The sequence below is a fragment of the Pollutimonas sp. M17 genome (genome assembly GCF_025836975.1).
Lineage (GTDB): Bacteria > Pseudomonadota > Gammaproteobacteria > Burkholderiales > Burkholderiaceae_B.
Window position 1 is genome coordinate 3,581,627 of sequence record NZ_CP107548.1, and the last position, 19,904, is coordinate 3,601,530.

The 19,904-nt window shown below is 63.0% G+C and carries 22 protein-coding genes; 10 read left to right on the forward strand and 12 right to left on the reverse strand.

All coding sequences use genetic code 11. The annotated features are described in order from the left end of the window. Positions 1–112: 112 nt before the first annotated feature. The 3 genes from OEG81_RS16790 to OEG81_RS16800 all read left to right on the forward strand — a co-directional run bounded on the left by OEG81_RS16790 (position 113) and on the right by OEG81_RS16800 (position 2,991). On the forward strand, positions 113–982 hold the full coding sequence (locus OEG81_RS16790) for a helix-turn-helix transcriptional regulator (RefSeq protein ID WP_264130417.1): 870 nt from the start codon (positions 113–115) through the stop codon (positions 980–982). 84 nt (positions 983–1,066) lie between these two features. Then, entirely contained in the window at positions 1,067–2,053 is a 987-nt protein-coding gene (locus OEG81_RS16795; protein WP_264130418.1) for a Bug family tripartite tricarboxylate transporter substrate binding protein, read from the forward strand. Positions 2,054–2,136: 83 nt separating this feature from the next. Then, positions 2,137–2,991 (forward strand): NAD(P)-dependent oxidoreductase, encoded by an 855-nt coding sequence (locus OEG81_RS16800; protein WP_264130419.1) that lies wholly within the window; start codon positions 2,137–2,139, stop codon positions 2,989–2,991. A 14-nt stretch (positions 2,992–3,005) separates the two neighbouring features. On the opposite strand, the gene OEG81_RS18095 is transcribed toward OEG81_RS16800, so the two are convergent. The 5 genes from OEG81_RS18095 to panB form a co-directional block, all read right to left on the reverse strand. Further along, entirely contained in the window at positions 3,006–3,599 is a 594-nt protein-coding gene (locus tag OEG81_RS18095; RefSeq protein WP_317135356.1) for a peroxidase-related enzyme, read from the reverse strand. Continuing rightward, positions 3,596–4,135 (reverse strand): CMD domain protein, encoded by a 540-nt coding sequence (locus OEG81_RS18100; protein ID WP_317135357.1) that lies wholly within the window; start codon positions 4,133–4,135, stop codon positions 3,596–3,598. Before OEG81_RS18100 ends, OEG81_RS18095 begins: the two co-directional genes overlap by 4 nt. 30 nt (positions 4,136–4,165) lie before the next feature. Next, entirely contained in the window at positions 4,166–5,602 is a 1,437-nt protein-coding gene (locus tag OEG81_RS16810; protein WP_264132636.1) for a flavin-containing monooxygenase, read from the reverse strand. 54 nt (positions 5,603–5,656) lie between these two features. Next, the gene (locus OEG81_RS16815; RefSeq protein ID WP_264130420.1) at positions 5,657–6,637 is read right to left on the reverse strand and encodes a LysR family transcriptional regulator; all 981 of its coding nucleotides are present in this window, start codon (positions 6,635–6,637) and stop codon (positions 5,657–5,659) included. A gap of 111 nt (positions 6,638–6,748) precedes the next feature. Beyond that, on the reverse strand, positions 6,749–7,570 hold the full coding sequence (gene panB / locus OEG81_RS16820) for a 3-methyl-2-oxobutanoate hydroxymethyltransferase (RefSeq protein WP_264130421.1): 822 nt from the start codon (positions 7,568–7,570) through the stop codon (positions 6,749–6,751). A gap of 138 nt (positions 7,571–7,708) precedes the next feature. Here panB and OEG81_RS16825 point away from each other — a divergent pair, with 138 nt between their 5' ends. Next, a complete protein-coding gene (locus OEG81_RS16825) occupies positions 7,709–8,548 on the forward strand; it encodes an aldo/keto reductase (RefSeq protein ID WP_264130422.1) in 840 nt (279 codons plus the stop codon). 11 nt (positions 8,549–8,559) lie between these two features. Here OEG81_RS16825 and OEG81_RS16830 read toward each other — a convergent pair whose 3' ends face one another. Together OEG81_RS16830 and OEG81_RS16835 are read right to left on the reverse strand one after the other, a co-directional pair. Next, positions 8,560–9,963: an MFS transporter gene (locus OEG81_RS16830; RefSeq protein ID WP_264130423.1), complete on the reverse strand. Its 1,404-nt coding sequence runs from the start codon at positions 9,961–9,963 to the stop codon at positions 8,560–8,562. 24 nt (positions 9,964–9,987) lie between these two features. After that, positions 9,988–10,191 carry a SlyX family protein gene (locus OEG81_RS16835; RefSeq protein ID WP_412034084.1) on the reverse strand — a complete coding sequence of 68 codons (204 nt, stop codon included), beginning with the start codon at positions 10,189–10,191 and terminating at the stop codon, positions 9,988–9,990. A 237-nt stretch (positions 10,192–10,428) separates the two neighbouring features. Between OEG81_RS16835 and OEG81_RS16840 the strand changes: the two genes are divergently transcribed. Together OEG81_RS16840 and OEG81_RS16845 are read left to right on the forward strand one after the other, a co-directional pair. Beyond that, a complete protein-coding gene (locus tag OEG81_RS16840) occupies positions 10,429–11,028 on the forward strand; it encodes an FmdE family protein (RefSeq protein ID WP_264130424.1) in 600 nt (199 codons plus the stop codon). 136 nt (positions 11,029–11,164) lie between these two features. Then, positions 11,165–11,386, forward strand: coding sequence for a DUF2061 domain-containing protein (locus OEG81_RS16845; RefSeq protein ID WP_264130425.1), 222 nt, complete (start codon positions 11,165–11,167; stop codon positions 11,384–11,386). A gap of 88 nt (positions 11,387–11,474) precedes the next feature. Here the strand turns inward: OEG81_RS16845 and OEG81_RS16850 are convergent, their stop codons facing one another. Next, positions 11,475–12,359 carry a LysR family transcriptional regulator gene (locus OEG81_RS16850; protein ID WP_264130426.1) on the reverse strand — a complete coding sequence of 295 codons (885 nt, stop codon included), beginning with the start codon at positions 12,357–12,359 and terminating at the stop codon, positions 11,475–11,477. Between the two features lie 214 nt (positions 12,360–12,573). Here OEG81_RS16850 and OEG81_RS16855 point away from each other — a divergent pair, with 214 nt between their 5' ends. Next, positions 12,574–12,936, forward strand: a complete 363-nt coding sequence (locus tag OEG81_RS16855; protein ID WP_264130427.1) for a DUF4148 domain-containing protein — start codon at positions 12,574–12,576, stop codon at positions 12,934–12,936. 75 nt (positions 12,937–13,011) lie between these two features. Here OEG81_RS16855 and OEG81_RS16860 read toward each other — a convergent pair whose 3' ends face one another. Next, complete coding sequence (locus OEG81_RS16860; protein ID WP_264130428.1) at positions 13,012–13,887, reverse strand: FapA family protein; 876 nt, start codon at positions 13,885–13,887, stop codon at positions 13,012–13,014. 396 nt (positions 13,888–14,283) lie between these two features. After that, positions 14,284–15,000: a TerC family protein gene (locus tag OEG81_RS16865; protein WP_264130429.1), complete on the reverse strand. Its 717-nt coding sequence runs from the start codon at positions 14,998–15,000 to the stop codon at positions 14,284–14,286. A gap of 152 nt (positions 15,001–15,152) precedes the next feature. Between OEG81_RS16865 and OEG81_RS16870 the strand changes: the two genes are divergently transcribed. The 3 genes from OEG81_RS16870 (at position 15,153) to panD (ending at position 17,959) form a co-directional block, all read left to right on the forward strand. After that, complete coding sequence (locus OEG81_RS16870; protein ID WP_264130430.1) at positions 15,153–16,067, forward strand: dihydrodipicolinate synthase family protein; 915 nt, start codon at positions 15,153–15,155, stop codon at positions 16,065–16,067. Positions 16,068–16,092: 25 nt separating this feature from the next. Then, positions 16,093–17,448 carry an amidase gene (locus OEG81_RS16875; protein ID WP_264130431.1) on the forward strand — a complete coding sequence of 452 codons (1,356 nt, stop codon included), beginning with the start codon at positions 16,093–16,095 and terminating at the stop codon, positions 17,446–17,448. 97 nt (positions 17,449–17,545) lie between these two features. Next, a complete protein-coding gene (panD, locus tag OEG81_RS16880) occupies positions 17,546–17,959 on the forward strand; it encodes an aspartate 1-decarboxylase (RefSeq protein WP_264130432.1) in 414 nt (137 codons plus the stop codon). A 118-nt stretch (positions 17,960–18,077) separates the two neighbouring features. Here the strand turns inward: panD and OEG81_RS16885 are convergent, their stop codons facing one another. Both OEG81_RS16885 and OEG81_RS16890 read right to left on the reverse strand, forming a co-directional pair. After that, a complete protein-coding gene (locus OEG81_RS16885) occupies positions 18,078–19,076 on the reverse strand; it encodes a tripartite tricarboxylate transporter substrate binding protein (protein WP_264130433.1) in 999 nt (332 codons plus the stop codon). A gap of 1 nt (position 19,077) precedes the next feature. Then, a complete protein-coding gene (locus OEG81_RS16890; protein WP_264130434.1) occupies positions 19,078–19,902 on the reverse strand; it encodes an amidohydrolase family protein in 825 nt (274 codons plus the stop codon). Between the last annotated feature and the right edge of the window lie 2 nt (positions 19,903–19,904).

The window sequence follows — 19,904 nt, forward strand, 5'->3', positions numbered from 1 at the left end:
TTGTTCGACTCAATCTCTTTTCAATCTCTATCCGGATTGAAGGTATAGTATGTCGCCATTGATTACATATCCATACTGTATACATATATACGTCCACTTTTCAGGCAGACTCATGAGCAAGAAAAAATCGCCCTGGCCGCTGCGCTGGGACCTTCTGCTGCGCTATCGCTTGATCGAAATCATCGCCCAATGGGAGGGGCGGCTGACCACCAATCATTTGTGCCATAGCCTGGGCATAGGGCGCCAGCAAGCCTCGAAGGACATCAACGGCTACCTTAGGGATGTGGCGCCCGGCAACCTGGAGTACGACCGCCACCTGAAAGGCTACAAGCCCACGGCGGATTTCCGGCCCCGGCTGACAACGGGGAACGCGGACGAGTATCTGCACATCCTCGGACGGAACAAGGATATCAGCCATACTTTCGAAGCGCTCAACCTTGAGTCCACCAATACCGAGATCCTGCACGTCCCCCTGCGCAACATTCATCCCACGGTGCTGCGCCCATTGGTCCAGGCGGCAAGAGAGCAGAAACGTGTCGAAATAAGCTACATATCATTGACTTCGCCTGTTGCGGAGACGCGCGTCATCGCGCCGCACACGCTGGTCTGTACATCGCTGCGCTGGCACGTCCGGGCCTATTGCGAGAAAAACCGGGGCTACCGCGATTTCGTCCTTAGCCGATTTCGGGGCCAGCCTGAAATCATAGGCGATTCGCCCAACGGCAAAGCGGACGATGAGCTGTGGAACAGGAAGATCATCATTCGGCTGGCGCCCGATACCCGGCTCAGTCCCGTACAGAAAGAGATCATCGCTCATGACTACGGCATGACCGGCGGCCGTCTGGACGTGCCTACGCGGGCCTCCCAGGTCGTATATGTCCTGCAGGCGTTCGATATCGATCCCTATAAGCAGTCCGTCAAGCCGGAGGCCCAGCAACTGGTCATCGACAACTACAGGGAAATTGAACCCTATCTGTTCTAGCTCACACCGCCGGCGCATTAAAGTAAACTTCTGTATCCGAATTCCTGCAAGCATCGGCATCAACTGCCTTGTATGAACCACACCATGCGTAGAATCTGTACCCGTTTGGCCGGAGCCGCCGCATTGGCCTTCGCGCTGGCCGCCACGGCCCTGGCGCAAGACACCTGGCCACCGGCCGACCAAATGGTGCAGCTGGTGGTGACGGCGCCGGTGGGCAGCATCGACGATGCCATCGCCCGCCTGGTCGCTGAGCGGTTGGGCGGCGGCAGGCCGGGCGGCGGGTTCACCGTGTCGAACCAGTACGGCACGAACGGCAATGCCGGCGCCGGCATGGTGGCTTCGGCGCCCGCCGACGGAACGCGGCTGTTGCTGTCGGGATCCAACACACTGGCGGTGAATCCCAGCATTTTCAGGGGGCTTCCCTTCGACCCGCAAGAAAGCTTTCAGGCAATCGGACTGATCGCGGACATGCCCCATATCCTGGTCGTCAACAGCGACTTGCCCGTACACAGCCTTGCCGAGTTCGACGACTACGTCAAGGCCCATCCTGGCGAGGTCAACTTCGGATCCAACGGCCATGGCAGCTCCACGCATCTGGCCGGCCAGCTTTACATGAACGACATCGAGGCCAATATGGTTCATGTGCCCTACAGTTCACCGGAACTTGCCACCAACAACCTGATTTCAGGCGAAATCCAGTCCATGTTCCAGCTGGTTCCCGGCATTCATGGCCAGATCAAGGCCGGTAAGGTCCGGGCGCTGGGCATCATGTCCAGGGCGCGCTCCAGCGCCCTGCCCGATGTGCCGACCATGGCCGAACAGGGCCATCCCCGCCTGCTGTCCTCGCATTGGCTCGCCCTGCTGGCGCCCAAAGGCACGCCGCCGCAAATCATCGGACGCGCCAACGAGGCGCTGAACGACGCGCTGAGCGATCCGGTCCTGAAACAGAAACTGGCCGACATGGGCGCCATCGTGCTGGGCGGTTCTCCGCAAGAGCTGGACGACATGCTGGCCGCTTCCCTGAAGAAATGGCGCGGCGTGGTTTCCGGAGCGGATATCCGGCTGCAGTAGGCATGCCCATTGGCGGAAGCCGGAGCGCCCACTACAATGGTTTGCCGGCCTGGGATGGACGGGCACACACGCAAGGAGCCAGCATGCAAGAGACTATCGGATGGATAGGCTTGGGAAAAATGGGCCTGCCCATGGCCGAGCGTCTACTGCATGCCGGACATTCCCTGCACATCTGGGCGCGCAATCCGCAACAAACCCTGGCCCTGCGCCAGCAAGGCGCCAAGATCGCCACCGACCTCATCGAACTGGCCCAACGATCGCGCACGGTCTTTACCATTCTGGGGGAAACGCGCGATGTCGAAAGCGTTTACCGCGACATGGCGCAAGGAATACAGCCCGATACCCTGTTTATCGACATGACCACGGCGGCGCCTTGGGTCGCGGCCGATATCCGGCAGGCGCTGGACCGGCGGGGCGCCCGCTTCCTGGATGCGCCCGTCACCGGCGGCGTGGCGGGCGCGGCCAAAGGCACGCTGACCCACTTCGTAGGCGGCGACGCCGCCGACATCCAGCGCGGCGCGGCCTTGCTTGCGCAACTGGGCCAGCGCGCCGTCCACTGCGGTGCGGCCGGTTCGGGCTACCGCATGAAGCTGGTCAATCAGACCATCATCGCGGGCACTTTCCTTGGCCTGGCCAATGGCATGGCACTGGCTCGCGGCAGCCACTTCGATACCGAATTGCTCACCGGCGCGCTCGGCGCCGGCACGGCCTCGGGCCTGCTGTTCAATTCGTATGCCGAGCGCATGATGGCCGGCGGCGGCGAAATCACCTTTACCCTGGGCCTGTTGCGCAAGGACCTGCGCCTGGCCCAGGCCGAAGCGGAGCTGCAGAAGCGGCCGTCCCAATTTCTTGACTTCGCGGTCCAGCGCCTGAACAAGGCGTGCGAGCGCTTCGGCGCGCATGCCGGCGTCCAGATGCTGGGCCAGCTGGACGATTGACCGCTTCAGGCGTGTCAGGCTTGCGGCGGCGGAAACACCGGCTCGCCCAGGTTCAGCATAAGCCGGTTGGCCCATGCGAAGATGGCATCCGCGTGCAGCAGATCCAGGATCTCGGCCTGCTCCAGCCCGGCGTCCTTGAGCGCCTGAATATCGTCCGGCCCTATTTTCTCCGGCTCTTCGGTCAAACGTATGGAAAATTGCACGATGGCCTTTTCGCGCTCATTGACGCCGGCGCTGCGCGGCTCGTCGAAGACCTGTGCAACGGTGTCGTTCCGCTTGGCCAACTGCTCGAAACGCTGGGCGTGCACCGATGCGCAATACACGCAGCCATTTATGCGCGACACCACCAGCGAACCGAGTTCGCGATCGGCCCGGGCCAGGCCGCCGGGCGCGTACATGATGGCATTGAACGCTTCGGACCGCTGCTTCAGGATGGCCGGCTGGTGCACCAGGAAAAGATAGTAGTCGGACACCTTGGCCTTGGGATGGCTCATTTCCAGCACCTCGGTCTGCTCGGGCGTGCAGTTGTCCGGATCGACCACGTCCAGCCATGCCTTCCACTCCAGCGTTTCGTTGGTGTAGCCCTTGTTTTTGATGATGGTGCTCATAGGGACTCCAATGCCTTCATGGCCGAAAGGCCGGCCACCAGCCGGATTTGATAAGACAGAAATGCCACCAATTGCGCCAGGGTCACAATGTCGGCGGTCGCCATGCCGGCGTCGCGCAGTTGCTCGAGCGCTGCCTGGTCGCCCTCGACGGGCTTGAGGATCAATTTCCGGGTGAAGATCAGCATGGCGCGCAAGCGCGATGGCGGCAGGCTGTCGACTCGCCCTCCTTCGATGGCGGCCATGGCTTCGGCGTCGGACGCATACCGGTCCAGGGCGTCGCGATAGTGCCGCGCCAACGCGTCGGAGCGGGACAGAAGGCTCGCATGCCATGCCACCAGAAGGCGCTCCTGTATCGGCAGCCCCTGGCTCGAGGGGTCGAAGAACAGCTCGTAGCTGCCCTGCGTGGCATGCACGACCTTGTGCCGCGCATGGCGTATGGCGAACAAGGGATCGGACGGCGTCAAGCCCACGATCGCATCCACCGCGTCGGTGGAACCGGGCCTCGCGCCGGTCGTTGAAGGGTAGTTGTCGTTCATAGCTTCTTCCTGAAACTGTTGGGCGCCGGCCTATGCGGGCGTCCACTCATCGCCGAATATCTCCGGCTCGTCATATGCCCGCAACTGGGCGAAGTGCGTGTCGATGTTTTCAACGTACAAGAGGCTGGCAATGCCTTTGGACAGGCGTTCGGCTCCGTCGCTGATGGCGGGAATATCGCCCGAGACCGTCCCGTGCGTCAGCGTGGAAGGGTAGCAAAAGCAGTGGATGCGCGACAAGCCGGGCAGGCCGCCGGGGTTCTTTTCCTGGAACTCGAAGACCGGCCCCAGGTCGGGCGAATCGCGCAGTTCCTTGTCGTCGCCGCCTTCGTGCGGCGCATAGCGGTCCGACCAGACCCGCAAATGCGGGGCGATCCTGGCGTACTCCGGGCGGTTTTGCCAATCGATGCCGAAGCCCGTCGACAGGATCAGGAAATCCAGCGCAAATTCCTTCTTCGGCGTAAGGACCCGCAGCTCGCCGCCGTGTTCACGCACCTGAAGCACCGGAGCTCCTAGGTTGAAACGCGCGTTCGCATGCCGCGACACGCGCAGGACGCTGGCGCGCGGGGGCGGCACCTGCTCCACATTGATGTAATGCCGCAAGCGCCACTTCCATTCGTCGGGCAAATCCACGAATCCATGGGTATAGCCGGGGTTGCCCGCGCCTTTGCTTTTATTGATGCGCGGCAGGTCGGGGCGGCGTATGAGCAGGTCGACGCTGGCCGCCCCATTTTCCAGCGCCGTTCCCGCACTGTCCATGGCCGATGCGCCGGCGCCCACCACCCCGACCCGCAAGCCGCGCAAGGCCGCATAGTCCATGTCGTCGGACGAGTGCGCCCACAGCCGGCGCGGCAGCGCGGCGGCGAAATCCGGAATGGCCGCGCCGCCTAGGCCATCGCGGCCGGTCGCCAGCACGACACGGCGCGCGTATACCGCGCACGGACCGGCGGGCGAGGAAATGCTCAGTTCGACATGGCCGGTATGGGGGATGATGTCCAGCACGTGGTGCTCGTTGCGCACGTCGATGCCCAGCACTCGGCGGTACCAGCGCAAGTAATCCATCCATTGCAGGCGCGGAATCTTGTCCAGGCGATTCCATTCCTCGGCGCCGAATTGCGCCTCGAACCAGGCCCGGAACGTCAGCGCCGGGAAGCCCAGTGCCGGACCGGTCAACTGCTTGGGCGAACGCAGTGTCTCCATGCGCGCCGTGGTCGCCCAGGGGCCTTCGAACCCTTGCGGCGCAGCGTCGAAAATCCGCGCCCGCATGCCTTTGTGGCCCAGCGCGGCGGCCGCCGCCAGGCCCGCCATGCCGCCGCCGACGATGGCGACATCCAGCAGCTCCTGTCCGTTCATCGATGCCTGCGGCACCCACGGCTTGGCGGGAAGGTCCAGCCAGGCAAGATCCTGTGCGAGGCGCCGCTCGAGCGCGTCCAGCCCCTGTACAGGGGAAATAGAGGGGGTATCAGTCATCATGCGGGAACAAACGTAGAGGAAATGAAACGATGCGGCATGCCCAAGGCTGGCTCAGGCGGCATCCTGGTCGGGTTCGGGCTGAAAGGGATCGGCATCCTTGGGCAGCCCGCTGGGGTCGCCCGCCACGAAACGGGGTACGTTGGCGCTGGCGTAATCCCACATGGCCTGGACCAGCCGGGAGCCCTCGTCGGGCAGGGCCCGGTCGCGATGCCTGATCACACCCATTAGATAGGGAACATGCCGGTCGATGCCGCGGAACACCACGCCTTCGGGCGACATGGTGGTGGCGGTCAGCGGATCGACCAGCGCCAGGCCCACGCCGGCGCGCACCATCATCAGGGCGCTTAGCGACGAACTGGTTTCGATCTGGCGCCGGGGCTTGGCGGTGGGATTGTTGTGCAGCAGCGCCGTTGAAAGACGGTGCCGCAAGCCCGTGCGGTTCGACATGGTGATGACCGTGTTGTCGCCCAGTTCGCCCAGGCGGACCACGGGGTTGGCCGCCAGCGGGTGATCGCCGGGCAAGGCCAATACGCAAGGCGCCTGCCCGGACCACAGCAATTCGCAGCGCCCCAGGTCGATGGGCAGGCTGACCACGCCGATATCGGCCTGTCCGTCGGCCACGGCCTGGACGACGTCGGCGGACTGGAAGGTTTCGATATACAGCTTGTACTCAAACACGGGCCGGCTGCGCTCGAGCAATCCTATGGTGGCGGGCAACAGGCTCGAGCCCAACGAATACGTTGCGGCGACCCGCAACGGGCGGCTTTGGCCGCGCGCTATTTCGCGTGAGCGGCTGTCCAGTTGCTGCAGGCCGGCCAGAACGTTGCGGACCTCTTCGTAGAACTCGCGCCCTTGCTCGGTCAACGTGACCTGGGGCCGCGTGCGCGTGAACAGCATGAAACCGAGTTCCTGCTCCAGGTCCTGGATTTGCCGGCTTACCATGGGCTGGGACCGGTCCAGCAAGCGCCCGGCGGCCGTCACGCTTCCTGCGGAATACACAGCGGCAAAGGCTTCGAGTTGACGGATTTCCATTATTGGACGCCTGAAGAAACAAGGACGGCCCGATTGCACCGGACACTATGCAAATTATACATTTACCAAATGTAACCATTCAAGAACCGAATGGCAATATCGGCATGCTGTTTACTTCTTTACACCAAAGCAATGCTCCAGTCCCGGGAAACCTCCCTCCCTGACCTCGGCGGCATATTTTTCCGCGGCCGAACGCACCACCGCGCCGACGTCGGCGAATTGTTTGGCGAATTTGGGAATCCGGTCGCCGCTCAGGCCCAGGATGTCTTCTGTCACCAGGATTTGTCCGTCGCAAGCCGGAGAGGCCCCGATTCCGATGGTGGGCACCGCCAGCGCTTCGGTGATGCGCCGGCCCAGTCCCTCGGCCACGCCCTCCAGCACGACGGCGAAGGCGCCCGCCTGCTCATGCTCCACCGCATCGCGCAGGATGCGCTCGGCCGATTCGTCCGTCATGCCCTGTGCCTTGAAGCCGCCCATGGTATTGACGTACTGCGGCATCAGCCCCACATGCGCCAGTACGGGAATGCCGCGCTCGACCAGAAAGCGGGTGGTCTCCGCCATGGCGGCGCCCCCTTCCATCTTGATGCCGTCGGCGCCGCTGGCGGCCAGCATCCGTGCCGCATTGGCGAAGGCCTGTTGCGGTGATTCCTGATAGCTGCCGAAAGGCATGTCGACGATAATGCAGGCATGGCTGGTCGAGCGCACCACCGCCGCCGCGTGGGCGGCCAGCTGATCCACCGTGATCGACAGGGTATCGGGCAGGCCGTAGCCCACCATGGCTGTCGAGTCCCCAATCAGGATCATGTCCAGGGCTTCGTCCAGCAGCCGGGCGAACGGCGCCGTATAAGCCGTCAGGGCAGCTATTTTCTGGCGGCCCTTGCATGCCATCAACTGGGGCACGCTGACCCTCTTGGCCTGGCTGTGAACACTCATTTTCTTTCTCCTGATCTTTCCTGAATAGCACCTGGCGTGAAACCAAATGAAGCTTTACCGCAACGCAACAACCGTATAATCGGCTAGATTAGCCGAAAGAACAAATCAACGAACGCGATGTCTACGGAGGGGCACCCGATGTCTACAATTCAGAACACCGTTACGTTTCACGATGGCCGCAGCGCTCCCCAACTGGGGCTGGGCGTCTGGCAGGTCGAAAACGATGTGGCCGCAAGCGCTGTAAAAACGGCGCTCGATATCGGCTACCGGTCCATCGACACGGCGGCCATCTATGGAAACGAAGAAGGCGTGGGCCGCGGCATCGCTCAGTCCGATGTCAAGCGCGAAGACCTGTTCGTCACCACCAAGCTCTGGAACGACCGGCACGGGCATGATCTCTCCAAATCGGCGTTCGAAGAAAGCCTGGAAAAGCTTGGCCTGGATTATGTCGACCTCTACCTGATCCACTGGCCCGTTCCCAAGAACGGACTTTACGTCGACGCGTGGGAAACCATGATCCAGCTGCGCGACGAGGGCAGGGCGAAGTCCATAGGCGTATCGAACTTCAACATCAATCATTTGCAGAAGCTGCTGGACAAGACAGGCGTGCTGCCGGTGGTGAACCAGATCGAATTGCATCCCAACTTCCAGCAGGCCGAGCTGCGCCAGTTCCACGCCGAGCACGACATCGTCACCGAGGCCTGGAGCCCGCTCGGCCGCGGCAAGCTATGGGAAGATCCCACCCTGGCCGCCATCGCCAAAAAACACGGCCGGTCCGTCGCGCAGATCATGATCCGCTGGCATACACAGCTGGGCAATATGGTCATTCCCAAGTCCGTCACACCCAGCCGCATCCGGGAAAACTTCCATGTGTTCGATTTCACGCTCGATGCCGACGACATGGCCGCCATTGCCGCGCTCGACCGGCCCGGTGGCCGCGACGGCCCCGATCCCGAACTCTTCCGGCTGCCCAAGTAAGGCAAGGGGGCTTAGCCGGCGCGGCGCGCTCCCCGCGTCATCAGCGCCGCCAGCCCCGGCGCGCAAGCAAAGACCGCAAACAGGGCCAGCGCGGCCTGCCGCGCCCCCTGCACGCCCCCCGGCTCGGTGAATCCGGCCGCATTCGTCACCATCCCGGCCAGCGCCGCACCCATGGCCATGGCATAAAGCTGCAAGGTGGTGATCGCCGCCGAGGCGATATTCTCCTGCCCCTCGGGCGCCGACTTGAACACGCGGGTCAGCATGTTCGGCCAGCACAATCCCACGCCCACGCCCACACCCAGCAACGGAGCCATCAGCCCGTTCGCGCCGCCTTGCTGCGACAAGCCGGCCATGGGCATCATCCAGGCCAGCACGGCCAGGGATGCGGCCGACACAACAGGACCGATAACGATAAGGCGATTGGCTGTACCGGTGGATCGGCCGGAACTGACGAACGACCCCAGCGTCCAGCCCGCCGACATCAGCGCCGTCCAGTATCCCGCCGCCAGCGGGCTTTTGCCGTGTATCACCTGGAGGAAATAAGGGATGTAGATTTCCGTCGTCACCCCGATGCTCAAGAGGCAGATGCAGGCATACAGGCTGCCCAGCGCCGTATGGGCCGAATAGGAACCCGTCGGAAACAGGCGTACACGGGCACGGCCATCGATTCTTGCGATCAAGACGGCTATAAGCAATCCCAGCGCGATGCCCACCGCCTTCCATGCCGGCTGGGCGCTCAGGCTGGCAACCGACACCACGAGAACCGAAAGCGCCAGCAGGAAAATGCTGCCCAGCGGCGCCTGGCTCCGCTTGCTCCCACGCTGCCTGCCCTGCGCCAGTTGAGTCCGCACCAGCACGGCCAGAAGCGCCGCGATCGGCACCACCGCCCAGAAAGCCAGGCGCCAGTGCCCCGTCTGGGCAAAGATGCCGCCTATCGCCGGCCCGGCAAGCGTGGCGACGCCCCACATGCTGGAAACCAGCACCATGGCCCTGGACCACAGGCGCTCGTCGAAAACCATGCGGACGGCGGAATAGCTCAGTCCCAGCAGCAAGCCGCCGCCCAGGCCCTGCACCGTACGCGCCGCCAGCAGCCAGGGCATGGCGGGCGCCAGCGCGCAGCCTATCGTGCCAGCCGCGAATAGGGCGATGGCCAACAGGAAAGCGCGCCGCAGCCCGAACTGATCCAGGAATTTGGGCGAAAGCGCGGAGCCCAGGATGGACGCGACGACGAAGAGCGTCGTATTCCAGGCGTAGTACTCAAGGCCTCCGATATCGTCCACGATGGAAGGCAGGATGGTGGTGACGATGTACACATTGACGGCATGGACCGCGACGCCGCCCGCCAGCGCCAGCGACCGCAAGCCGTTGCGGCCCCATAAAAGCTCGGACCATGACCCTGTATGTTTTGTATGCATATGACGCCGATCTGAATCCGCCAATCAGTAATGCGGCGGCTTTTCAACCGCATAGGGATCGGCCCCGCCCTCGTTGGCGGCTTCGCCCAGCCTCTTGACCAATGCCGTGCACAGCGCGCGCAGTTCGTCGATTTGCTTTTGCTGTTCGTACACCCGTTGGTTGAGCTCCAGCACCAGGTCTTCCTGCGCCGTCAGCTTCAGTTCGATATCGATTAAACGCTCTTCCATGCCCACAGCCATGTTCCCGCTGAAAAGAGCTATTCTAATCGGCCGCCGGGCAGGAAAGCGCCGGTTCCCAATCAGGGAACAATCGCTTACGATCAGTCCTGCGCCGCCCGGGCGGGCAGGGCAAATCGCCGGCGCAAAGTATTGCCCCCACAGCAAACCCGGCCTATCCATGATTTCGCCGGTGGCGGCGCTATAGTCATTCCATCCGCGCCGTAGCGCGCCCTGCATGGAATCATCATGAACCATCCCGGCTTTTTCGATACCGCTCCCACCATCACGCTGCAAGACCCCCTGTCCCGGCTTCTGGGTGCCGCCAGCGAGGGCATCATCGACTATTCGTATACCGACATCGTGAAGCTGGCGGGACACTCCTGCCCCACGGTGGCGGGCGCCTACCTGATGACCCGCCGCGCCCTGAAGCAGTTATATGGCGACGAGCTGCCCCAGCGCGGAAGCATCAAGGTCCAGTTCCGCGACGACCAATTGAACGGCGTCACCGGCGTCATCGCCAATATTGTCAGCTTCATTACCGGCGCCACGGCCGACAACGGTTTCAAAGGCCTGGGCGGCCAGTACGACCGCCGCAAGCTGCTGTCCTTCAATGCGCCCATCGACGGTGAAATCCAGTTTCAGCGGATCGATACAGGTCGCAGCGTTGCCGTCAATTTCCACGCTCAGGTGGTGCCCGGCTCGCCGGAGGCGATGCCCACCCTCAAGAAAATTCTCGAGGGCCAGGCCAGCGATGAGCAACAGCGCATTTTCGCCCAGGATTGGCAGGACAGGGTCCGCCGCATCCTGGAGAACGCCGACCATCCTGAACTGGTCACGTGCTCCTGAGGGGCTTGATATTCGATGGCAGGCTTTTGAACCGCCCGGATAGCCTGAGTACATCGTAGCGATATAAACATCCAACTTCTTCTTTTAAATGATATTCATTATCATTTATTCACATAGCATTAGTCAGGAGAAGTTCATGTTGCTGCTCGCCCGAAAAACCAGCCAGGTCGCCTTGCACATGTCGGTGGCGTTTGTCGTTACCTATGTATGCACGGGTTCGCTTGCCACGGGAGGGCTGGCCGCCATATTGGAGCCGATCTGCAATGTCGTGCTTTTGCCTTTGCACGACAGGCTATGGAGCAAGGTACAGGCCAAAGGTGGGGCAAGCATCCCCTTCGCGGCCCAGCGGGCGGCTTGAGCGCCGGCGCTTTCGAAGTCGGTATCCAGGGCCGACAGGTCGATGCCATGCCCGTCTTGCGAACGCAGCGCCGATACGACCGATTCAGTCAGGCGTCCAGCCTTGCCATCAGGAACTCGAGGAACACACGGGTTTTCGCCGGCATCAGCCGCGAGGGGAACAATGCCATCAAGGGAAAGGGGTCGAACTCCCAATCGGGCAGCACGCGCTGCAGTGCCTCTTCTGCGGCGCCCTGAAGGGCGGTACTGGAAGCCAAGGGCACAATCCCCATGCCCAGTCCCGCCATATGCATCAGCACGGCCACGTTATTCATGGCCATGCGCCCCCTGACAGCGATTTTCTCCACCCTGGACCCCGACCGCAGTTCCCATACTGAATCCTCCCTGGCCGTGGAGGCGCGCAGGCATTCATGCTTTGCCAGGTCGGAAGGCAAGGCGGGCATGCCCTTGCGCGCCAGATAGGCGGGCGCCGCATACAGGCCCAGCTTCACGCTGCCCATCTGGCGTGAAATCACGCCGGAATCAGGCTGGCGCCCGATGCGGATGACGATATCGTAGGGTTCCGCCAAAAGGTCGATATGCTTGATGCCCAAGTCGTATTCGCACTCGATTTCGGGATAGCGCTCGGCAAAATCACGCATGATCAAGGGCATGGACAGCAGGGCGAAGCTGACGGGCATGGACACCCGCAAGCGGCCTTTGGGCCGTTGCGCCATTTCGTCCAGTTCTTCGTGGGCAATGCGCGCCTCGGCAATAACGTGCTGACAGCGCTCGAAATACACAGCGCCCGCTTCCGTCAGATCGACCTTGCGCGTGCTGCGGTTGAGCAGCCGCACACCTATGTAGCGCTCCAGCGCGCTGATGCGCCGGGACAGCGTGGACGCGGGCATATTCAGGGATTCCGCCGCGCGCGTGAAGTTTCTGCTCTTGGCCACCTCAACGAACAAGGCGATGTCGTCCAGCGATGCATTCATAAATTATTCCAAAAACAGAAATAGGTTCCGACTATTTTCCCATGGGGCACCATTCATTATTAACGTTTTTGGAAATATGTTTACAGAAAATACGGGTTTATCCCTATACGCAATCGGCCCATACTTCATCCATCGAAACACACCTTGCATCGCAAGGAGCACGCCGGATTGGGCGTGATTCGGTTCCCTTTAATTTATGGATGGAGTTATAAGCATGAAAACCTTAGCAAGCACATTGATGATTTCCCTTTCCGTTCTGGCCGGCGCCGCCCATGCCGCCGACGAGCCCGCGAAAACCCGCGCCCAGGTCGTCGCTGAACTGCAGCAAGCGCAATCCCAAGGCCTGATCAGCTACGGCGAACAGGCTTATCCGGTGACGGCTGCCTCCACCGACAGCGTCAGCCGCAGCCAGGTACAGGCTGAGCTGGCCGCCGCCCAGGCCGCGGACGAAATCAGCAGCGGCGAACTGGACTATCCGCCCGTTGCCTCGGCAGACAGCGTCAAGACCCGCGCCCAGGTGCAGGCGGAATTGTTCAACTACGTCTCGTCTGGCCAAGCGCATCAAGTCGAAGCGTAATGCGCCTTGCCCGAAAGCAGGAATGGCCGCGATCGCGGCCATTCCTGCTTTCGCCGGCGAAAGACCCGCCGCTCTTCAGGCCTGCATGGCGGGATCGCACCAATGCCCGCTGATCAGTTGATCGGGCCGCGCCTGTGCCACGACCCTGGCCGCATCGGCCCAGGCATCCAGCCGCACGCGCAGTCCTGCATATACGCCGTGGCCCAGCCCCGCCTCGATGCGCCCCGTGGCGGCCAGCCCTTCGCCCGCCTTGATCGAGCCGTCCGCAACGATATCGCAGCCGGACAACATCCCCCATCCCGTTTCGATATGGTTGCCGGCCACGATTGATTCTCCCGCCTGTATCCCCCTGGCCACGATGATGTCGTGCTCGGCTTGCACCTTGCCGCCCGCCCTGATGCCCTGATCGCATTTGATCGAGCCGCCCGCCACCAGGCATTGCCCGGCCCGTATGTCGCCTGTCACGGAGATGCCCTGGCCCGCCGCGATGTCCCATTTGGCGCGCACATTGCCGCCGCACTCGAAGCGGGATTGCGCTTCGATTCCCCAGCCCGCCGACACATCGCCCTCGGCGCGTATGTGCCCGCCGCTGACGATGCCGCCCTGGGCCTCGATGCCTTCGCCGGCCACGATATCGGTGCCAGCCTTTATGCCGCCCTGTGTGCGTATCCATCGGCCCGCCCGCGCCACCGTATCCACATTGATGCCCTGCCTGACCACCAGCGTGCCGGCGAAAACAAGGGCATTCGCGTCGACGAAATCCAGCGTCAGGACCGCATCGGTCGGACCGAACTGATCCAGCAGCCAACAGGCGTCATCGACGCGGTTGTCGGCCACCAGGGCATCCAGTATTTCCTGGTAATCCCCCTGGCCATTCCGGTCGCGGAGAAACCACCGGTATCCGGAGGCGCAGGGGTTCTTGGCTTTGACGAATTTCTTGGTTAGTTGCATGACGATTCAATGTACAAGCTTGGCGTAAGGAAGATGGGCCCTGGCTTTTTGGCGCTTGGCCTGAGGGCGCCGGGCCAGCTGCGCCGACTCGGTCGCAAGCTGAAGCCCATCCAATATGGAAGGGTCTCGGGAATGCGAAAACAGGGATGCGGCGGTTAACCGGATGGGGGCCGGAAGGCCCCGCCGCCCTTAGCCGGGCTTGGATCGCGCATAGGCCGACCGCACGGCCACTTCCTGGGAACCCAGGAACAGTGCGCGCAACGATCGGGGACGGGCCGACGGGACAGCATCGTGTCCGGACAGCCGCCATGGTTTGGCCATGAAAGTCAGCATGCAAGGATTGTAGTCGAATCGGCGCGGTGGCCGGTCGTCCACAGGGCTTGCGCCCGCGCTACGTCAGGCGGACTCGCGTTCAGTCTGGACGCCCGCATTGCGGCGCGTTCCCAGCCAATACCCCACCGCGACCACGAACAGGGCGCCGCCAATCTCGATCGCCATCCTGGCCGGGCCGTCCACAGGGCCAAAGCGGTTCACGACGGCGACATCGGTAATCAGCATGCCGGCGGCGATCCACCCCAGCAAGCCCGCGCCCAGGGTGACGATGATGGGGAAGCGATCAAGCAATTTGAGCAGCACGGTGCTGCCCCAGATGATGATGGGAACGCTGACCAGCAGGCCGAAGATGATGAGCACCACCTGATGATCGGCATGCGCGCTCTGCGCCGCGCCGGCAATGGCCACCACGTTGTCCAGGCTCATGACGAAATCGGCCAGGATAATGGTCTTGATGGCCGACATCAGCGAACTGCCGCCCTGGATGTCATCGGTTCCGTCCTCGCCGACCATGAGTTTCACGCCTATCCACAGCAGCAGCGCTCCGCCGACCAGCTTGACGAAAGGAAGCGCCAGCAGGGTCAGCGCAAAGATGATCAGCACGACCCGAAGCGCGATCGCCCCGCCCGTGCCCCACAAGATGCCTTGCATGCGGCGCTCCGCCGGCAGATTGCGACAGGCCAGTGCAATCACGACGGCGTTGTCCCCGCCCAGCAAAACATCTACCATGATGATCTGGAATACGGTTATCCAGCTTAGGTTCTCCAAAAACTCCATCACCCCGGCTCCATAGAAAAGAGGGCATGCGGGCGTGACAGAGCGTCCGCAAGCTTGATCGCATTACGATATATTTCCAATCCTACATCCAGGCTTGCGGCAGAATCGGGAATACCCATGCCGCCGCCCTGGGAATTCCTGGAGCCGCACAACGAATGAATCCGCTATTGCAAGGGCTGTCCGCTTTTCCGATCACTCCCGCCAGTCCCGAGGGCGTCGTGGACACCCAGGCGCTGGGCATGCTGGTGACCCGCCTTCGCGAGGCTGACGTCGACTCCATCTGTGTACTGGGCAGCACGGGCACGTATGCCTACCTCAGCCGCCCCGAAAGGCGCCGCGCCATCCAGGCGGCGGTGTCCCTTGCCGGCCCGGTTCCCGTCATGGCGGGCATCGGCGCCCTGCGCACCGACGACGTCCTGGCATTGGGCCGAGAGGCTCAGGAAGCCGGCGCCGCAGCGGTGCTGCTGGCCCCCGTTTCCTATACGCCCCTGTCGGACGACGAAGTGTTCGGGCTCTTCGAAACCGTAGCCGCAGAGCTGGACATTCCCATTTGCATCTACAACAATCCCGGCACCACCCACTTTACATTCAGCCTCGACCTCATCGGCCGGCTCAGCGCCCTGCCAGGCATCATCGGCGTCAAGAATCCCGTGCCCGATCCCGCAAAGGTCGTCCAACAGCACGCCGCCCTGAAGGCGCGGGTGCCGGCCGACTTTTCGCTGGGCTATAGCGGCGACTGGAACGCGTCGGAAGCCCTGCTTGCAGGAGGGCAGGCCTGGTACAGCGTGGCCGCCGGCCTTTTCCCGCGGCAATGCCTGGCCATCGTGCGCGCCGCGCAGGCCGGCCAGGCCGACCTGACGCGGTCGCTGAACGAGGCGATGGAGCCTTTGTGGGCGCTTTTCCGCCAGCTTTCCAGCCTGCGCGTCATGTATGCCGCCGCCCATTGCCTGGACTTGACCCGCTGCAATCCGCCGCTGCCCATCCTGCCCCTGTCCAGGCAAGACCGCGAGCGGGTGCGGGCCGTTGTGGAAACATTGGCCGACTTCAACCCATGCCCCATCAAGGCGTAATCCGCCGTTTCATCTAGCCCATACCATGCTGCCCACCCTTACCGCATTGCAAGAATCGCTGGCCAGCGGCCAGCTCACCTCGCTGGACCTGACCCAGGCCGCCCTGGCGCGCATCGACGATGCCTCCGGCGAAGGCGCCCGCGCCTTCACCCGGGTCTATCATGATCAGGCGCGGGCCGCGGCCCAGGCCTCCGACATCCTGAGGGCCGCCGGCCTGGCACGCTCCCCCATCGAAGGGCTGCCGATTTCCATCAAGGATCTCTTCGACGTCGCCGGCGAAACAACGCTGGCCGGCTCCACGGTGTTGAAGGCGGCGCCGGCGGCCGCCGGCAGCGCCGTGGTGGTGCAGCGGCTGCTCGGTGCCGGCGCCGTCCTTGTCGGCAAGACCAACATGACCGAATTCGCGTTCTCGGGGCTGGGGCTCAACCCGCATTACGGCACCCCCGCCAGCCCCTGGGACCGCACCGCCGGACGGATTCCCGGCGGCTCCTCGTCGGGCGCCGGCGTCTCGGTGGCCGACGGCATGTCCGTCGCGGCCATAGGCACCGACACCGGCGGCTCGGTACGCATACCGTCCGCATTCTGCGGACTCGCCGGGTTCAAGCCCACCGCCCGCCGCGTGCCCGGCCAGGGCGCTCTGCCGCTGTCCTTCAGCCTGGACTCCATCGGCCCGTTGGCCGCTTCGGTATCCTGTTGCGCAACACTGGACGCCATACTCTCAGGCCAGCCGCTCCGGCCGGATCCGGCGCCCGACCCGGCCCGCCTGCGCTTCGCCGTCCCCGCCTCGCTTGTGCTGGATGGAGCCGACGATCATGTATCGACCGTCTTTCAGCACACGCTGCGCGAGATCCGCCGCCTCGGCGCCCAGGTCGACACGGTCGACTTTCCCGAATTCCAGCAATTGGCCCATATCAACCGCCTTGGGGGCCTGGTATGCGCCGAGGCCTGGGCCTGGCACAAGGATCTGCTGCAAGACCATGCCGCGCAGTACGACCCGCGCGTCGCATCGCGCATCGCGCGCGGAAAGGATATGTCGGCCGCCGACTATATCGAACTGACGCAGGCCCGGCCTGAATGGATCGCCGCGGTACAGGCGCGGTTGCGCCATTACGACGCTTTGCTGATGCCCACCGTTCCCGTCATTGCGCCGACCATTCAATCTTTGCAGGCCTCGGACGAGGCCTACTTCAAGGCCAATGCGCTGATCTTGCGCAATCCGACCCTGATCAACTTCCTGGATGGCTGCGCACTGTCCATCCCCTGCCATCCGGACGGCGCCGCGCCCGTCGGCCTGATGATCGCCGGGCCCGCCATGCGCGATGCCCATATACTGCGCGTGGGCAGGGCGCTCGAATCCGCCCTGGGGCCGTCGCGGGCCTGAGCGCATTTACAAAATACCCATGGCTCCGGGCGGCGTCGGGCGGACCCAGCCGTTAAAATAGCGGGCTTATCGAAAAATCTCGCCTGAAAGGAAAAACGTGAGAAAAGTTGTACGCGGCAAACTACACGGCATACGGGTCACCGGCGCCGACCTGGACTATCACGGTTCCATTACCCTGGATCCCGACCACTGCGAAGCCGCCGGCATACTCCCCATGGAGTTCGTGGACATCTGGAACAAGAACTCCGGCGCGCGCATCAGCACTTATGTCATCTATGGCGAGCGCGGCTCGCGCTGCTGCATCCTTAACGGCGCGGCGGCCCGCACCTGCCAGCGCGGCGACGAAATCATCATCTGCAACTCGGTGTACGTGACCGAGCGCGAAATCGAAGAGATCAAACCGGCCATTCTTACCTTCAATCCCGACAACTCCATCAACGAACGCCTGGGCTACAGCGTGGCGCGCGACGAGCAAGACCGCCTGACGTTCGAAATCGTCAAGTTCGACTGAGCCGCCGTCCAGCCATCGAAGCGCCGTGGCGCGGCCTACCGCCCACGCATAGGCCGCGCATAAAAAAACGCCTTGCCGGCATTGTCACTGCCGGCAAGGCGTTCTGGTTTACGAGGCATCAATCCAGCGAGATCTTCGCCTTGGTGGCCACGCCCTTCCATTTGGTGATTTCCTCCTGGACGAAGCTGCGCAGCTCGTCAGGGCTTGAACCTATGGTATCGGCGCCCAGATCGGCAAGGCGCTGCTGCACCGCCGGGTCTTGCAGCACCTTGGCAAATGCGGCGGACAGGCGATCCAGAATGTCCTGGGGCGTGCCGGCCGGTGCGAAGATCGCATTCCATTCGTACGATGCATAGCCGGCCAGGCCTTCCTCGGCGATGGTCGGAACCTCGGGCAGCAGCTTGGTCCGCTCCGTGCCGCCCACCGCGATGGCGCGCAGCTTGCCGCTCTTGATGTGCGTCCACGAAGAGCCCAGGCTGGCGAACATCATGGGAACCTGATTGCCCATGACGTCGATCATGGCCGGGCCGCCGCCTTTATAAGGCACATGGATCAGCTTGGTGCCGGCCAGCACGTTGAACAGTTCGCCGGCCAGATGCTGAGCCGAGCCGGGGCCCGACGATGCGTAGTAAAGCGTATGTTCGCTGGCCTTGTCTTCGGCCTTGACGTCCGCCACCGTCTTGATCGACGAAGAGGGATTCACGACCAGGACGTTGGGAACCTTGATCAGCAAGGACACCGGCGAAAAATCCTTCAAGGTGTCGAAGGTCATTTTTTCGCGCAATGCGGGGTTCTGCGCATGATTGGAGGCATCCATCAAGATCGTGTAGCCGTCCGGCTTGGCGCGCGACACGTAAGCGCCGCCCAGCATGCCGCCGGCTCCGCCCTTGTTGTCCACGATCACGGTCTGGCCCAGTTCCTTTTCCAGTTCGGGCGCCATCAAACGCGCCACCAGGTCGACGGTTCCACCGGGAGGATAGCTGACCACCATGGTGATGGGCCTTTCGGGATAGGCCGCACTTGCGGCTGCGGCGCTTCCCAAAGCCAGCGCGCCCAGTGCGAGCTTGGCTGTCAGGGTGGCTTTCTTGAATGAGTGCTTGGTATTGAACATGGTCATTTCAGAATCTAAAAAACGATTTAGGGGTATGCAACAAGATTTCAGCCAGGTCTTCCCGGCTTGCCACGGCATCGCTCAGCCAATGCAGCGACTTGCGCATCGAATTAAAGGACTCGTGCTCCGTATGGGGCCAATCGCTGCCCCACATCAAGCGCCGGGTCCCGAAACAATCGATCAGGCGCTGCACGATGGCCGCGCATCCTTCGATCGAGTCCTGGGGCCAGATCCGGTATGCCGCCGACAACTTGACCCATACGCGGCCGGAGGCCGCCAGGCCGCATAAATACGCCAACTGATCCGGTTTGACGCCTTGCTTGAAATCGGGACGGCCCAGGTGGTCGACCACGATCTTGTCCGCCCGTTGCAGCAGGCCCGGCATGACCTGCGGCAAGTGCTGATAGGGGCAATGCACTTCCACGTGCCAGCTCAGGACATTCAGGTTCTTGAAAAAAACCTGCCAAGCCGCCTGCGTGAAGTCCGGCAAGGGGCGGCCAAACAGATTCAGCCTGGCCCCCACGATGCCGCAACCGTCCATGGCGCGAAGCGCCTCGAAGTCCGTGCCGGGGTCCACAACGGCCACGCCGCGGCAGCGACCGGCCGCCTGCCCCAAGGCATCAAGCAGGTAGGTGTTGTCGGTGCCCAGGAAGCTGGGTTGAACCAGCACTCCGTATGCCAGGCCCTGTTCGTCCAGCTGTGCCAGGTAGAGCTCGAGCGGCGCCGCGTACCCGGGGGTGTAGCGCCGCTGGGCCGCCACCGGCAGGCCCGGCACAAAGACATGCGCGTGGCTGTCTACCCCGCCCTGGAACGTGTCTTGATCAGTAAACATTC

What these genes read in the sequence shown, in the direction of transcription:
- OEG81_RS18100 (WP_317135357.1), bottom strand. Translation starts at nt 4,135, where the DNA reads ATGAACGACAACTACCCTTCAACGACCGGCGCGAGGCCCGGTTCCACC.
- panB (WP_264130421.1), bottom strand. Translation starts at nt 7,570, where the DNA reads ATGAGTGTTCACAGCCAGGCCAAGAGGGTCAGCGTGCCCCAGTTGATG.
- OEG81_RS16870 (WP_264130430.1), top strand. Translation starts at nt 15,153, where the DNA reads ATGAATCCGCTATTGCAAGGGCTGTCCGCTTTTCCGATCACTCCCGCC.
- OEG81_RS16795 (WP_264130418.1), top strand. Translation starts at nt 1,067, where the DNA reads ATGCGTAGAATCTGTACCCGTTTGGCCGGAGCCGCCGCATTGGCCTTC.
- OEG81_RS16875 (WP_264130431.1), top strand. Translation starts at nt 16,093, where the DNA reads ATGCTGCCCACCCTTACCGCATTGCAAGAATCGCTGGCCAGCGGCCAG.
- OEG81_RS16790 (WP_264130417.1), top strand. Translation starts at nt 113, where the DNA reads ATGAGCAAGAAAAAATCGCCCTGGCCGCTGCGCTGGGACCTTCTGCTG.
- OEG81_RS16815 (WP_264130420.1), bottom strand. Translation starts at nt 6,637, where the DNA reads ATGGAAATCCGTCAACTCGAAGCCTTTGCCGCTGTGTATTCCGCAGGA.
- OEG81_RS16855 (WP_264130427.1), top strand. Translation starts at nt 12,574, where the DNA reads ATGAAAACCTTAGCAAGCACATTGATGATTTCCCTTTCCGTTCTGGCC.
- OEG81_RS16830 (WP_264130423.1), bottom strand. Translation starts at nt 9,963, where the DNA reads ATGCATACAAAACATACAGGGTCATGGTCCGAGCTTTTATGGGGCCGC.
- OEG81_RS18095 (WP_317135356.1), bottom strand. Translation starts at nt 3,599, where the DNA reads ATGAGCACCATCATCAAAAACAAGGGCTACACCAACGAAACGCTGGAG.
- OEG81_RS16810 (WP_264132636.1), bottom strand. Translation starts at nt 5,602, where the DNA reads ATGACTGATACCCCCTCTATTTCCCCTGTACAGGGGCTGGACGCGCTC.
- OEG81_RS16840 (WP_264130424.1), top strand. Translation starts at nt 10,429, where the DNA reads ATGAACCATCCCGGCTTTTTCGATACCGCTCCCACCATCACGCTGCAA.
- OEG81_RS16850 (WP_264130426.1), bottom strand. Translation starts at nt 12,359, where the DNA reads ATGAATGCATCGCTGGACGACATCGCCTTGTTCGTTGAGGTGGCCAAG.
- OEG81_RS16845 (WP_264130425.1), top strand. Translation starts at nt 11,165, where the DNA reads ATGTTGCTGCTCGCCCGAAAAACCAGCCAGGTCGCCTTGCACATGTCG.
- OEG81_RS16835 (WP_412034084.1), bottom strand. Translation starts at nt 10,191, where the DNA reads ATGGAAGAGCGTTTAATCGATATCGAACTGAAGCTGACGGCGCAGGAA.
- OEG81_RS16825 (WP_264130422.1), top strand. Translation starts at nt 7,709, where the DNA reads ATGTCTACAATTCAGAACACCGTTACGTTTCACGATGGCCGCAGCGCT.
- OEG81_RS16860 (WP_264130428.1), bottom strand. Translation starts at nt 13,887, where the DNA reads ATGCAACTAACCAAGAAATTCGTCAAAGCCAAGAACCCCTGCGCCTCC.
- OEG81_RS16885 (WP_264130433.1), bottom strand. Translation starts at nt 19,076, where the DNA reads ATGACCATGTTCAATACCAAGCACTCATTCAAGAAAGCCACCCTGACA.
- OEG81_RS16890 (WP_264130434.1), bottom strand. Translation starts at nt 19,902, where the DNA reads ATGTTTACTGATCAAGACACGTTCCAGGGCGGGGTAGACAGCCACGCG.
- OEG81_RS16800 (WP_264130419.1), top strand. Translation starts at nt 2,137, where the DNA reads ATGCAAGAGACTATCGGATGGATAGGCTTGGGAAAAATGGGCCTGCCC.